Genomic DNA, 14,484 nt, shown 5'->3' on the forward strand with positions numbered 1-14,484 from the left:
CGACGGCCGGGGGCCGCCCGCGTCCGGCCACGATCACACGGCCCCCCGGTCCGTGAGGCCACACCGCGCCGCCCCACCCGCCGCGCCGCCCCGGCCCGTTCGGCCGCCCCACCCGTTCGTCTCAGCGGCACCGCCCGGCCCCTCCCGGCCCGGCGCACACCCTCCGGCCCGTCCCGGCCCGTTCGGCTCAGATGCCCCAACCGGCCCGCCCCGTACGCCCCGCCCGGTCCCCGTCCCGCCCGGCTCAGTCCGGCCGTACCGCCCCGTCGGTCAGCCCGTCGTACAGCCCCTGGACCAGCTGCTCTCCCAGCCGTTCGGTCAGCCGCAGCGCCTCCTCGAAGGCGGCCAGGGCGCGGAACCGGGCGCCGTAGCGGCGCTGTTCCGCCAGCGGCAGCCGGGGCACCTGGAGTCTGCGTACGTCGAGCCGGGTCGCCGTGGACGCGTAGCTGCTCGCCTGGCGCTGGTTGGCGGTGCCGCGCAGGAACCCGGCGAGGAACCAGGGGTCGAGCGCGGCCGGGTCGGGCCGGAGCAGGAACAGCCCCCGGCCGAGCGCCGCTCCGGCGGTGGCCTCGTCGACGACACGGGCCACGGTGACGTCACCGAGGACCGGCACCACCACGTCGTCCGGCTCCACCGGCACCGGCTCCTCGGCCGGGCCCTCGGGCAGCGTGCCGGAGGGCGGGCCGCCCGCCTTGACGTCGTAGTCCGTGAGCACGGGAGCCGCGTCCGGCCCGGCGGCGGTGCCGGGACCACCGGCCCGGAGGACGAGGGCGCCGGCCCGTGCGAGCTCTCCGACGGTGGTGGTCGGCCAGCGGGCGCCCGATCCCTCTTCCGGTACGCCGGGGGCGAGTTCGGCGGCCCGGCCCAGGGCGACGGTGAGCCGGTCCTGGACGTCCGTGAGGTCGGCGACGCCACCGGCCGACGCGGGGGGCGGGAGGTGGCGGGCCGGGGCCAGGTCCACGTCGTCGTCGAGCAGGTCGATCACGGGCAGCGAGCGGTGCTGGCCCGGTTTCTCCTCCACCGTGCCGCACCGGTCGAAGTCCTCCCAGGCTTCCAGCACGGCGGTGCCGACGGCCTGCCAGGGGAGCTTGTCGCGGCCGGCCGGGGCGAGGTCGGCGGTGTCGACGAGCAGCACCTGCGGGGTGGGCGACTGCTGTGCGCCAGGGCGACGCAGCACCCACAGGTGCAGCGGAATGCCGTACGGCGGGGCGGCGCCGGCCGGCAGCGAGATCACGGCCCGGAGCGCGCCGCGGCGGAGCAGGTCGGCGCGGATGCGGCGGCCGGACCGGCGGGAGGCGACGGCCGGGGGCATCAACAGGACGGCGGTGCCGCCCTCGCGGAGGCGGGCGAGGGCGTGCTGGACCCAGGCGAGCTCCGACTCGGTGCGGGCGGGGAACCCGTACTCCCAGCGCGGGTCGTAGGCCAGCTCGTCGTGGCCCCAGTTGCGTTCGTTGAACGGCGGGTGGCACAGCACCACGTCGACGGACAGGTCCGTGAAGGCGTCCGCGCGCAGGCTGTCGCCCGGGCGCACCCGCACCTGGGCGTCGGAGTGCAGGGCCAGGCGCAGGGCGGTGAGCGCGGCCAGGTCGGCGTCGGCTTCCTGGCCGAGGACGGTGAGCCGCTCGGCCGAGCCGGCCGCACCGGCCGCGCTGAGCAGGCCGCCGGTGCCGCAGGCGGGGTCGAGGACCGTGCGGTCCCGCCGGTCGCTCTTGGGCCCGTGGCCCAGGGCGGCCATGAGCTCGGCGACGCCCGGCGGGGTGAGGGAGTACTGCCGGGGATTGGCGTCGAGATGGCGGCCGAGGAGGAACTCGTAGGCGGGGCCGGCGCCGCGCACCGTGGCGAGGTCGGCGATGCCGCGCAGCAGGCCGGAGGAGGCGGCGAGCTCGGCCGGGCCGGGGACGGCGACGGTGTGGTGCTCGCCGAGCCGGGCGGCCAGCACGGTCTCCAGGGCGGTGGGGAGGGCTTCGGCGAGCGCGGTGTCGGGGAGCTCCGCCAGCTCCAGCCAGTCCATGGGCCGGTTCTTGACCAGGAGCAGGACGGAGCCGGCATAGCGGAGGGCGGTGACGGCACCGGCCGGATGCCCGACGAGCTGCTGCCAGACCCGCTCCCGCAGCGGCACCTCCTCGATCTTGCCCTGGTGCCTCAGCCACCGCTCGATGTCGGTGAGGTAGAAGGTCGGGCTGGTCTCCGTACCCCCTATGGGCTGGGGAAAGTCGGCGTGCCGGCGGCGCCAGTTGCTGACCGCCGCGCGTCCCACTCCGGCCAGCCGGGCGATTCCGGCCGCGGTCACCTCCACCGCACTCTCCGACACCTGACTCCCCTCCTCCTGGCTGCCTGCCGCTCGTTCGATGTGGTGCCGAGCATACCCCCGACTCCCGAACCGATCCCTTCACAGGCGTGAAGTCACTCGATCCCGTGAACGTCGTTGACTCGGTTAACAGCATCTGCTGTGATTGACCCATCGGATCGCAGATCTCTCGCCGAAAGGTGTTCGCCATGTATCAGCACGCCCAGCAGAAGCAGCGGAACTGGTTCGCCCGGCACAAGGTGCTCACCGCGGCCGGCGCCCTCGTCCTCGTCGTGGGCGCGGGTGCCGCGCTCTCGGGCGGCGGGGACGACAGCGCCTCCGACAAGGTCGTGACCGCCGGCGACGGCGGCACGGCGGGCAAGGGCTCCGGTAAAGAGGGGAAAGCGGCGAAGAAGGCCGACATCGCCGGCAGCGGGACGTTCCGGATCGGGTCCGACGTCAAGCCCGGCACCTACCGGAGCGTCGGCAACAAGTCTTCGGGCAACTGCTACTGGGAGCGGGCCAAGGACTCCAAGGGCGAGGCCGACTCGATCATCGCCAACGACAACGTCACCGGCACCAGCTACGTGACGATCAAGGCGGACGACAAGATCTTCAAGTCCCAGGGCTGCAAGGGATGGGAGCTCGTCCCCGCCAAGGCGGGCGGCGCCCCGAAGACCACGTCGGTGTCCGGCGACGGCATGTACCGGGTGGGGGCCGACATAGCCCCCGGCACCTACCGGTCCACCGGCAACAAGGCGGATGGCAACTGCTACTGGGAGCGCGCCAAGGACGCGCTGCACGGCATGGACTCGATCGCGGCCAACGAGAACGTCACCGGCAACGGCCTCGTGACGATCACCGCGCAGGACGCCTACTTCAAGACCAGCGGCTGTGCCGAGTGGAAGAAGACCGGCTGATCCGGCACCGGGTGACGACCGCGCCCGCCACGGCGTCCGGCGGTTCCGCGTATCTTTTCGACAGTCGTCAGCCGAACCGGAAAGCCAGCAGGAGGAGAGGACCCCCATGGACTCGGCCGCAGCCGCCGTCTCGGCGCCGGGCCCGGACACGGCCGCCGCACCGGCCGGGGGCCGGGCGTGGACCGGCACCCTGCGGGCACCGCGGCTCGACCCCTACTGGGTGGCCGGGGCGCTGTTCGTCCTCTATACCGCTCTCTCGGTGACCCGGCACCGCCGGATGCTCACCATGTCCTGGGACATCGGCATCTTCGAGCAGGCCATCCGGACCTACTCCCACCTCCAGGCCCCCGTCGCCGACCTCAAGGGTCCCGGCGCCAACATCCTCGGCGACCACTTCAGCCCCATCACCGCCCTGGTCGCCCCCTTCTACCGGCTCTTCCCCAGCCCCGTCACCCTGCTCGTCGTCCAGGCCGCGCTGTTCGCGCTGTCCGCCGTGCCCGTCGTCCGGCTCGCCGCCGGAAAACTGGGGCGCGCCCGCGGGCTGGCGATAGGCATCGCCTACGGCTTCTCCTGGGGCATACAGCGCGCGGTCGACTTCGACTTCCACGAGATCGCCTTCGCCATGCCGCTCCTGGCCTTCTCCCTGGAAGCCGTGGTCGGCCGACGGTGGCGGACGGCGCTGTGGTGGGCGCTGCCCCTGGTCCTGGTGAAGGAGGACCTGGGCGTCACGGTCGCCGCGATCGGCGCGGCGATCCTGCTGCTGGAGCGCCGGGACCGGCGCCACGGCCCGGACGGGGCCCCGCGTGACACCACGGCCACGACGGCCGGCGGCATCCTCGTCGCCTTCGGTCTCGCCGCCAGCGCCCTCGCCCTCGGCGTCGCGATCCCGTCCTTCAGCGACACCGGCTCCTACGGCTACTGGAACAAGATCGACGGCGGTTCCACCGCCACCATCCCGCCGCTGACCGCCGCCCGCACCCTGCTGTGGATACTGCTGCCGACCACCGGCCTGCTGGCCCTCCGGTCACCGGTGGCGATCGTCGCCCTGCCGACGCTCGCCTGGCGGTTCGTCTCCCACGACGACCACTACTGGGGAACGGACTGGCACTACAGCGCCGTCCTGATGCCCATCGTCCTCATCGCGCTGACCGACGCCCTCGCCACCGCCCACCGCAGCCGGCGGGACTGGCTGCGCCGGTACGCCCGGCAGCTGCCCGCCGCCGTGGCCGGCGCGGCCCTGGCCCTCAGCGCGTCCCTCCCCCTCTACACCCTGACCGAGCCCGCCACCTACGAGATACCCGCGAGCGTCAAGGCCACCGAGCGGCTGCTGGCGCGCATACCGGACGGCGCCACCGTCGAGGCGTCGGACGTCGCCGCCATAAGCCGGCTGACCGGCCGCTGCCGCGTCTTCTGGTTCGGGGACACCCAGGGGATCACGCCCGCCTACATAACCCAGCGCGTCGACGACGGCAGGCCCGTCAAGGACCTCGTCGCCGACGCGGCCCGGATGCATCCGGGGGCCCGGTACGACCTGGTGGGCGTGGAGGGCACGACCGTGGTGCTCAAGCGCGTCGCCTGACCCGCCGCCCCGGGAAGCCGGTCAGCCGGTCAGCCGGTCAGCCGGTCAGCCGGTCAGCCGAGGATGGTCGTGAGGAACTCCCCGGTCCAGGCCAGCAGTTCCCGTCCGACCAGCGGCTTCCCGCCGATGGGGCGGGTGGCGGGCCGGGGCACCAGGATCTGCCGGTTGGCGGGCTTCATGACCGTGCGCGGGTAGAGCCGCTTGAGCCGCAGCTCCTGCGACTCACGCAACTCGACCGGGCCGAAGCGGACGTTGGAGCCCTGCAGGGTGATGTCCGTGACCCCGCAGGCCCGGGCGAGCATCCGCAGGCCCGCGACCAGCAACAGGTTCTCCACCGGCTCGGGGAGCTTGCCGTAGCGGTCGGTCAGCTCCTCGCGGACGGCCTTGATGTCCTCCTCGCTGTTGGCGGAGGCGATGGCGCGGTACGCCTGGAGGCGCAGCCGCTCGCCCGGCGCGTAGTCGTGCGGGACGTGCGCGTCCACCGGCAGTTCGATCTTGACCTCGAGCGGCGGCGGCTCCTCCGCGCCGCCGGCCTCCAGGGAGGCGCGGTAGTCCGCCACCGCCTCGCCGACCATGCGGATGTAGAGGTCGAAACCGACGCCGGCGATGTGCCCGGACTGCTCGCCGCCCAGCAGGTTGCCGGCGCCGCGGATCTCCAGGTCCTTCATCGCCACGTACATGCCGGCGCCCATCTCGGTGTGCTGGGCGATGGTGGCCAGCCGCTCGTGCGCGGTCTCGGTGAGCGGCTTCTCCGGCGGATACAGGAAGTAGGCGTACCCGCGCTCGCGGCTGCGGCCGACGCGGCCGCGCAACTGGTGGAGCTGGGAGAGACCGAAGTTGTCGCCGCGCTCGACGATGAGGGTGTTGGCGTTGGAGATGTCGATGCCGGACTCCACGATCGTCGTGGAGACCAGCACGTCGAACTTCTTCTCCCAGAAGTCGACCACGACCTGCTCCAGCGCGGTCTCCGACATCTGCCCGTGCGCGGTGGCGATCCGCGCCTCGGGCACGATCTCGCGCAGCCGGGCGGCGGCCCGGTCGATGGACTCGACACGGTTGTGGATGTAGAAGACCTGCCCCTCGCGGAGCAGTTCGCGCCGGATGGCGGCGCCGATCTGCTTCGGGTCGTAGGGCCCGACGAAGGTGAGGACCGGATGGCGCTCCTCGGGCGGAGTGGTGATCGTGGACATCTCGCGGATGCCGGTGACGGCCATCTCCAGCGTCCGCGGGATCGGCGTCGCGGACATGGTGAGGACATCCACGTTGGCGCGCAGCTTCTTCAGCTGCTCCTTGTGCTCGACGCCGAAGCGCTGCTCCTCGTCGACGATGACCAGGCCCAGGTCCTTGAACTTCGTCTCGGACGAGAACAGCCGGTGGGTGCCGATGACGATGTCGACGGACCCCTCGCGCAGCCCCTCCAGCACCGCCTTCGCCTCGGTGTCCGTCTGGAAACGGGAGAGCGCCTTCACCACCACGGGGAACTGGGCGTACCGCTCCGAGAAGGTGCCGAAGTGCTGCTGCACGAGGAGCGTGGTCGGCACCAGTACCGCCACCTGCTTGCCGTCCTGCACCGCCTTGAAGGCGGCGCGCACCGCGATCTCCGTCTTGCCGTAGCCGACGTCGCCGCAGACCAGGCGGTCCATGGGGACGGACTTCTCCATGTCCTCCTTGACCTCGGCGATGGTGGTGAGCTGGTCCGGGGTCTCCGCGTACGGGAAGGCGTCCTCCAGCTCCCGCTGCCAGGGCGTGTCCGGGCCGAAGGAGTGGCCGGGGGCGGCCATCCGCGCCGAGTAGAGCTTGATCAGGTCGGCGGCGATCTCCTTGACGGCCTTCTTGGCGCGCGCCTTGGTCTTGGTCCAGTCGGCGCCGCCCAGCCGGTGCAGCGTCGGCGCCTCGCCGCCCACGTACTTGGTGACCTGCTCCAGCTGGTCGGTGGGGATGTAGAGGCGGTCGCCGGGCTGGCCGCGCTTGGCGGGCGCGTACTCGACGAGCAGGTACTCACGGGTGGCGCCCTGGACGGTGCGCTGCACCATCTCGATGTAGCGGCCGACGCCGTGCTGCTCGTGGACGATGTAGTCGCCCGCCTGAAGGGTCAGCGGGTCGATGGACTTGCGGCGGCGGGCCGGCATCCGGCCCATGTCCTTGCTCGCCGACTTCTGGCCGGAGAGGTCGGTCTCGGTGAGGACGGCGATCTTCAGTCCCGGGTGGACGAAGCCGCTGTCCAGGCTCGCGCAGGAGACGTGCACCAGGGACGGGGAGAAGTCGTCGAGCGCGGCGTCGAGCCGGGCCGGGATGCCCTCGTTGCCCAGCACCTCCACCGTCCGCGCGGCCGGGCCGTGCCCCTCGGTGAGGAACAGCGTCCGCCAGCCGTCGGCCAGCCAGCCCTTGGTGTCGGCCAGGGCGCGGGCGGTGTCGCCGCGGTAGGCCTCGGGGGCGTGCATGCCCAGGGTGAGGGTGTCGCTGTCCAGGTCCTCGTCGGCGGCGAACGGGCTGACGGACCACCACATCACGCCCAGTTCACGGGCCCGGTCGCGGACGTCGGCGATGCTCCACAGCGAGGCGGCGTCCACGTCGATGGGCGCCTCGCCGCCGCCCGCGGTGGCGGCCCACGACGCCTGGAGGAACTCCTGCGAGGTGGCGACGAGGTCCGCGGCGCGGGTCCGCACCCGCTCCGGGTCGCAGACGACCGCCATGCTGCCGGCCGGGAGGACGTCGAGCAGCAGCTCCATGTCGTCCACCAGCACCGGCGCCAGGGACTCCATGCCCTCGACCGCGATGCCCTCGGCGATCTTCCCGAGGAGTTCGCCGAGCTCCGGGTGGTCCTCGGCGAGCGCGGCGGCCCGCTCCCGGACGGCGTCGGTGAGCAGCAGCTCCCGGCAGGGCGGCGCCCAGAGCCCGTGCTCGGCGACCTCCAGCGACCGCTGGTCCGCCACCTTGAAGTAGCGGATCTCCTCCACGTCGTCGCCCCAGAACTCCACCCGCAGCGGGTGTTCCTCGGTGGGCGGGAAGACGTCGAGGATGCCGCCGCGGACGGCGAACTCGCCGCGCTTCTCCACCAGCTCGACCCGGGCGTACGCGGCGGCGGCCAGCGCCTCGGTGACCTCGCCGAGATCGGCGCTCCGCCCACTGCGCAGGCTGACGGGCTCCAGGTCGCCGAGCCCCTTGACCTGCGGCTGGAGCACCGACCGGATGGGCGCGACGACGACGCTGACGGGCCCGGCGGCCGGGTCGTCGGGGCTGGGGTGGGCGAGCCGGCGGAGCACGGCCAGCCGGCGGCCGACAGTGTCGGAGCGCGGGGAGAGACGCTCGTGCGGCAGCGTCTCCCAGGACGGGTACTCGACGACGCCGTCCGGCGGCAGCAGCGAGCGCAGCGCGGCGGCCAGGTCCTCGGCCTCCCGCCCGGTGGCGGTGACGGCCAGGACGGGCCGGCCGGCGCGGGCCAGGGCGGCGATGGTGAACGGCCGGGCGGCGGGCGGTCCGACGAGGTCGATGTGCGGCCGGTTGCCGTCGCCCGCGGCCTTCACCGCTTCGGCGAGCGCCGGATCGTTGACGACGGCGTCGAGCAGACCGTGCAGGCTCATGAGGGGCTTCCGTCCCGGGAGGGTGACAACACGAATCGCCCGACGCGTGGGGGACGAGCCGGGTGTGTCTCCAGCGTACGACGCGGTGGTGGGGTGGGGGTGGGCGTCCTGGGCGCCGCGGCGGCAGCGGCGGCGCGGCCCGGCGGGCACCTTCCGGCCCGCGCCCGGCGCGTGGTGCGGGCGCCCCGGGCGGCTGCGGCCCGGTGCCACCCCGGGCGCAGGACTTTCCCCGACCCCGCCCTTTCACCGTTTCTTGCGGGGGCAAGCCCCCGCACCCCCGAAACCGCGCCACGCGCGGTTGTCCTCAAGCGCCGGACGGGCTGAACGGCCCGGCCGCGCACCCCCGTGGCGCGGCCGGGCCGTGGGCTGGTCCCCTGACGGGATCAGTCGGTGGCGATGGCGTTGAGGACGTTCATCCGGCCGGCCCGGAAGGCCGGAACCAGGGCGGCGAGGAGGCCCACCACCGCGGAGCCGAGGAAGACGGCGATGATCGTGGACCAGGGGATGTCCAGGACGCCCAGCCCCTCCAGGGCCAGCAGCTTCTGGGCCGTCGTTCCCCAGCCCATGCCGAGTCCGAGGCCCAGCAGGGCGCCGAAGAGGGCGATGACCACCGACTCCAGGCGGATCATGCGACGCAGCTGGCGGCGGGAGAGGCCGATGGCGCGCATCAGGCCGATCTCGCGGGTCCGCTCGACGACCGACAGGGCGAGGGTGTTCACGACGCCGAGGATCGCGACGATGATCGCGAGGGCCAGCAGCCCGTAGATGATGTTGAGCAGCTGCCCGACCTGATCCTTGATCATAGCCTTGTAGTCGGCCTGGTCCCGGACCTTGACCTGCGGGTACTCGGCGACGGCGGCCTTGAGGGAGGCGGCCGCCTCCGTGGCCCGGCCGTCCTTCGCCTTGGCGAGGATCATGCCGGTCAGCGGCATCGCGCCCGCCGGCAGGTAGGCCCGGGCGGTGGCGACGTTCAGGTACATCGCGCCCTTGTCCAGCGCCGTGTCGTCCGAGGTGAGGGCGGTGACCCGGAGCCGGGCGGTCCGGCCGTCGATCATGGTGACGGTCAGCCGGTCGCCGCGCCGGATGCCGTGGTCCTTGGCGAAGCCCTCGGGCACGGACATGGCGTCCTTGGCGTAGGCGTCCTTCAGCCGCCCCTGGACGGTCTCGGACCGGACATCGTCGGCGTAGGTGGGGTCGGTGGCGGTGAGCTTCTGGGTGGCGGTCTTGCCGTCGGGGGTGGTGACCTTGGCCATGACGCGGGTGTAGCGGCTGAAGTGCTCGATGTCGTGAGCCGACAGGACGGCCTTCTCCACGGCCGGGCTCAGGGCCTTGTCGCCGCCGTCCTGGATGATGAAGTCCGCTCCGACGGACTTGTCCAGCTGGTCGGTGGCCGAGGCGACCATCGAGGAGCCGACCACGGACAGGGCGGCGACCAGCGCGAGGCCGATCATCAGGGCGGAACCGGTGGCGCCGGTGCGCCGGGGGTTGCGGAGCGCGTTGCGCTCGGCCAGCCGCCCGACCGGGCCGAAGACGCGGAGCACCACGGCGGCGAGGGCGCGGACGACGAAGCCGGCGAGCAGCGGTCCGACGACCACGAACCCGATGAGCGTCAGCAGGACGCCGATGCCGAGGAGGCCCGACCCGGCGGACGCCTGGTCCGCGTTGCCCGCGGCGAGCAGCGCGGCGGCTCCGGCGGCGGTCAGCGCCAGCCCGATGCCGGCCCGCACCCGGCCGGCGCGGCCGTCGGCGGGGGTGCCGGCGTCGCGCAGGGCGGCCATCGGCGAGATCTTCCCGGCCCGGCGGGCGGGCAGGTAGGCGGCGAGCACGGTGACGAGCACGCCGATGGCCAGGCCGACGAGCGGCGTGGTGGCCTTGATCGTCAGTTCGCCGGTGTCCAGGTTCATGCCGACGGCCTCCATCAACCCCATCAGGCCGACGGCCAGTCCGATGCCGCCGCCGATGCCCAGCACCGAGCCGATGACACCGAGCATCAGCGCCTCGACGAGCACCGACCGGTTGACCTGGCGGCGGCCGGCGCCGATGGCCCGCATCAGGCCGATCTCGCGGGTGCGCTGGGCGACGAGCATGGAGAAGGTGTTGACGATCAGGAAGATGCCCACGAGGACGGCGATGCCGGCGAAGCCCAGCAGCGCGTACTTCATGACGTCGAGGAAGGAGCCGAAGTCCTTCTTGTTCTCCTTCTTCGTCTCGGCGGCGGTGTGCACGGCCAGGCGCGGGCCGACGGCCGCGGTGACACGTTCCTTGAGCTGCTCGTCGCTGACGCCGGAGGCGGCGGTCAGCCCGAAGCCGCTGTATCCGCCGGTGGTGCCGAGCAGCCGGGTCTGGGCGGTGCGGGTGTCGAGGTAGACGACCGCGGCGCCCGGGTTGGTGGTCTTGTACGTGGCGAGGCCGACGACACGGACGCGGAAGTCGCCCGGGGCCGCGATGACACGGAGGGTGTCGCCGATCCGCACGCCGCGCTTGTCGGCGGTGTCGGAGTCGAGGACGGCCTCGGCGCCCCCGCGCGGCTCGTGGCCGCTGGTGATCTCGACGGACTTCTTCTGCCGCTCGCTCCAGTTGGTGCCCACGGTGGGGGCGCCGGAGTCGGGGCCGATGTCCTTGTTGCGGGCGTCGGCGACGGTGATCTGCTGGCTGCTCGCCTCGGGCTCGACCTTGGCGACGCCGGGCACGGCGGCCAGCGTGCCCTGGAGGGAGGCGGGCACGGTCCGCGGCGTCCCGGTCTGCTGGACGTCGTCCTTCTTCTCGGGCGTGACCGAGACGTCCGAGGCGGTGGCCGCGAAGAGCTTGTCGAACGTCGCGTTCATGGTGTCCGTGAACACCAGCGTGCCGCAGACGAACGCCACCGACAGCAGCACGGCCACGGCGGACAGCGCCATCCGGCCCTTGTGGGCCAGGAGGTTGCGCAGGGAGGTCTTGAAGACGGTCACGACACCCGCCCGCGGGCGTCGAAGTGCTTCATCCGCTCCAGGACCATGTCGGCGGTGGGCTGGTGCATCTCGTCGACGATCCGCCCGTCCGCCAGGTAGAGCACGCGGTCGGCGTAGGAGGCGGCGACGGCGTCGTGGGTGACCATCACGATGGTCTGGCCGAGTTCGTCCACCGAGCGGCGGAGGAAGCCCAGCACCTCGGCGCCGGCCCGGGAGTCGAGGTTGCCGGTCGGCTCGTCACCGAAGATGATCTCGGGCCGGGCGGCGAGCGCGCGGGCCACGGCGACGCGCTGCTGCTGACCGCCGGAGAGCTGGTTGGGCCGGTGCTTGAGGCGTCCCGCCAGGCCGACGGTCTCCACCACCCGGTTCAGCCAGTCCCGGTCGGGCTTGCGGCCCGCGATGTCCATGGGGAGCGTGATGTTCTCAAGGGCGTTGAGGGTCGGCAGCAGGTTGAACGCCTGGAAGATAAAGCCGATCCGGTCGCGGCGGAGCTGGGTGAGCTTCTTGTCCTTGAGCCGGGTTATCTCGGTCTCGTCGATCCAGATCTCGCCGGAGGTGACCGTGTCGAGCCCCGCGAGGCAGTGCATCAGGGTCGACTTGCCGGAGCCGGACGGGCCCATGATGGCCGTGAACTGCCCGCGGGCGATGTCCACGTCGACGTGGTCCAGCGCGGTGACGCGGGTCTCCCCCGACCCGTACGCCTTGAGGACCTGACGCGCCCTCGCCGCGACGGCCGTCCGTCCTCCGCCGCTCCCGGTCACGGGAATCGATACAGCCGTCTTCACGGTGGGTCTCCTGATTCTGCTGCTGTTTCCGCTACTGCTTCTGCTGCGCCCGGAGGGCCGTCCGGCGGGTCTCTCCGGACTCGCACCAGCCTGCTGTCCCACGGCGGACGCCGCGATGGGGCACGGGGGTGTTCCGATGGTGGGGCTGACCCCACCCCGGTCCTCCGGCCTGCCTGCCTGTGCCTGCCGTCGCATGACGAGCCTAGGGAGTGGAAGGACCGCCACTCCTCCTGCTGTGGGACGAGCGCCACCGGTGGGGACGTAGGGGCCGACCCCTAGGGGATGCACCCCCCAAAGCGGGCCCCTTCTCAGGGTCGTGCAGAATCGGAATGCTTTCTTCCGGGCGCCGTGAGCCGACGGTGCGCGGGGGAAACGGCCGAACCGCCGTCCCTTCCGGGGGAACGCGTCGCGAAGAAACCGTGAAGCCCGTCCGGGGGCAAGACAATTGGGGCTTGAGGGAATTAGTGTTCGGGTTTATGGCCGAGGGGGGCGTCCGACAGCCTCCCCTGCGCCCGGCCGCCGGTCTCCCAAGGAAGCAGCCTCAGTGAAGATACTTCGTACGCGCGCTGCCAGCGTCTCCCGACAGGGACTGTGCACTGCTCTGCTCGTCGCCAGCCTCACCACCGCGGCGGTGGGCGCCAGCCCGCCGCACACCGCGGCGGACGCCGGCGACCCCGCCCCCGGGCCCGGCAACCCGCAGAGACTGCCGCATGGCTCCCCCAACCTCGCCCTGCCCGACCTCGTCCCCCCGCCGGGCACCCCGGGAGCGCCGGGCAGCGGCACTCCCGACCCCGGCCCGGACAAGGCCACCGGCATCCCCGCGACCGCCCTGGCCGCCTACAAGAACGCCGAGAAGCTCGCCGGAGAGCAGTGGCCGAACTGCCACGTGCCCTGGGAACTCATCGCGGGCATCGGCAAGGTGGAGTCCGACCACGGCGGCATGGGCGGCGGCCTCCGCGCCGACGGCTCCAGCGCGAAGCCCATCATCGGTCCGCCCCTGACGGGTGAGAAGTTCGCGCTCGTCCGCGACACGGACGGCGGCCGGTACGACGGTGACCGGCAGTTCGACCACGCCGTCGGGCCGATGCAGTTCATCCCGTCCACCTGGCAGGCATACGCGGCCGACGGGCGCGGCACCGGCCAGAAGGACCCCAACAACATCTTCGACGCGGCGGCCGGCACCGCCCGTTACCTGTGTGCCGGCGGCCTCGACCTGAGCAAGCAGGGCGACGTCGAGAAGGCGGTCCTGCGCTACAACTCCTCCCGCGACTACCTCAACACGGTGCTCGCCTGGATGCGGACGTACCAGAACGGCGGCGGGGGTGCGGTGGCCGATGTGCCCGTCGGGTCGCCGTCGGGTGGCAGCACGCTGCCGACGATTCCGACGACGCCGTCCGTGCCGACCGTGCCCACCACTCCCGGCACGTCTGGCACCACGCCGTCCCGGCCCACGTCGGGGAACACGACACCGAGCACGCCCAAGCCGAAGCCTGACCAGAACAAGCCGGGTGACAAGGACAAGCCCGGCGGGGACAAGGACAAGCCCGGGGACCACAAGCCGAAGCCGCCGGCCACAGCGTCCCGCCTGGAGCGCAAGGGCGACAAGGAACTGACGGCCGAAGCCGGCAAGGACTTCGGTCCCCTGACGGTGCGCGCGCTCACCGCCGACGGGAAGCCCGTCACGGGCACCCGGGTGCAGTTCGAGGTCATCGGAGACGACGGCCCGCACTTCCCCGACGGCCCGATCATCAACGCCACCACCGGCAAGGACGGCCTGGCCACCGTGACGGGCCTGGCCGCGGGCGACAACCCCGGGAAGTACATGGTCCGCGCGACCATCGGCGACCGGGGCAGTACGGCCGTCGGCTTCACCGCGGTCGTCACGCCACCGACGACGCCCAAGGCCGACGAGATCGTCCGGCCCGGCAACACGCCCCTGTCGGCCCACGCGGGTGCCTCCTTCGGGCAAATCCGCATCCAGGCCAACGCCGACCGCAAACCGCTGGCCAAGGTGAAGATCACGGCGACCGTTTTCGCGGACGACAAGGTGGCGAAGACCGGTCCGTACTTCAAGGACGGCGGCAATCGACTCCGGACGTGGACGGTCACCACAGGCGACGACGGCCAGGTGGATCTGCCGCCGCTCTTCGCCGACGACCGGAAGGGCAGCTTCACCCTTCTCCTCACCACCGGCGACAACGTCCGGCTCTCCCTGCCCCTGACCGTCACCCCCAAGCCCGGCGAGCCCACCGAGTCCGGCCAGCCCGGCGACAAGGGCAAGGACACCGGCAAGGGCGACAAGAAGGACACCAAGGGCAGCGGCAAGAAGGGCGCACCCGCCTCCGCCTCCCCGAGCCCCAGGGCCACCCGCACCACCGGCTGAC

At 72.6% G+C, this 14,484-nt stretch carries 7 protein-coding genes; 3 read left to right on the forward strand and 4 right to left on the reverse strand.

Annotated features, from left to right (window positions below):
* Positions 1-244: 244 nt before the first annotated feature.
* Positions 245-2,311 carry an N-6 DNA methylase gene (locus ACH4PU_RS17380; protein WP_398272368.1) on the reverse strand — a complete coding sequence of 689 codons (2,067 nt, stop codon included), beginning with the start codon at positions 2,309-2,311 and terminating at the stop codon, positions 245-247.
* Positions 2,312-2,496: 185 nt separating this feature from the next.
* Here ACH4PU_RS17380 and ACH4PU_RS17385 point away from each other — a divergent pair, with 185 nt between their 5' ends.
* Positions 2,497-3,207 (forward strand): hypothetical protein, encoded by a 711-nt coding sequence (locus tag ACH4PU_RS17385; RefSeq protein ID WP_398272371.1) that lies wholly within the window; start codon positions 2,497-2,499, stop codon positions 3,205-3,207.
* Positions 3,208-3,313: 106 nt separating this feature from the next.
* Complete coding sequence (locus tag ACH4PU_RS17390; protein WP_398272373.1) at positions 3,314-4,786, forward strand: DUF2079 domain-containing protein; 1,473 nt, start codon at positions 3,314-3,316, stop codon at positions 4,784-4,786.
* Between the two features lie 53 nt (positions 4,787-4,839).
* Here the strand turns inward: ACH4PU_RS17390 and mfd are convergent, their stop codons facing one another.
* From mfd to ACH4PU_RS17405, 3 genes are all read right to left on the reverse strand, one after another.
* Entirely contained in the window at positions 4,840-8,367 is a 3,528-nt protein-coding gene (gene mfd, locus ACH4PU_RS17395; protein WP_398272375.1) for a transcription-repair coupling factor, read from the reverse strand.
* A 383-nt stretch (positions 8,368-8,750) separates the two neighbouring features.
* Positions 8,751-11,315 carry an ABC transporter permease gene (locus tag ACH4PU_RS17400; protein WP_398272377.1) on the reverse strand — a complete coding sequence of 855 codons (2,565 nt, stop codon included), beginning with the start codon at positions 11,313-11,315 and terminating at the stop codon, positions 8,751-8,753.
* Positions 11,312-12,100: an ABC transporter ATP-binding protein gene (locus tag ACH4PU_RS17405; protein ID WP_185942671.1), complete on the reverse strand. Its 789-nt coding sequence runs from the start codon at positions 12,098-12,100 to the stop codon at positions 11,312-11,314. Before ACH4PU_RS17405 ends, ACH4PU_RS17400 begins: the two co-directional genes overlap by 4 nt.
* 544 nt (positions 12,101-12,644) lie before the next feature.
* On the opposite strand from ACH4PU_RS17405, the gene ACH4PU_RS17410 reads away from it, so the two are divergent.
* Positions 12,645-14,483, forward strand: coding sequence for a lytic murein transglycosylase (locus tag ACH4PU_RS17410; protein WP_398272380.1), 1,839 nt, complete (start codon positions 12,645-12,647; stop codon positions 14,481-14,483).
* The last annotated feature ends 1 nt before the right edge of the window (position 14,484 follow it).

The organism is Streptomyces sp. NPDC021100, from assembly GCF_044333095.1.
GTDB lineage: Bacteria > Actinomycetota > Actinomycetes > Streptomycetales > Streptomycetaceae > Streptomyces.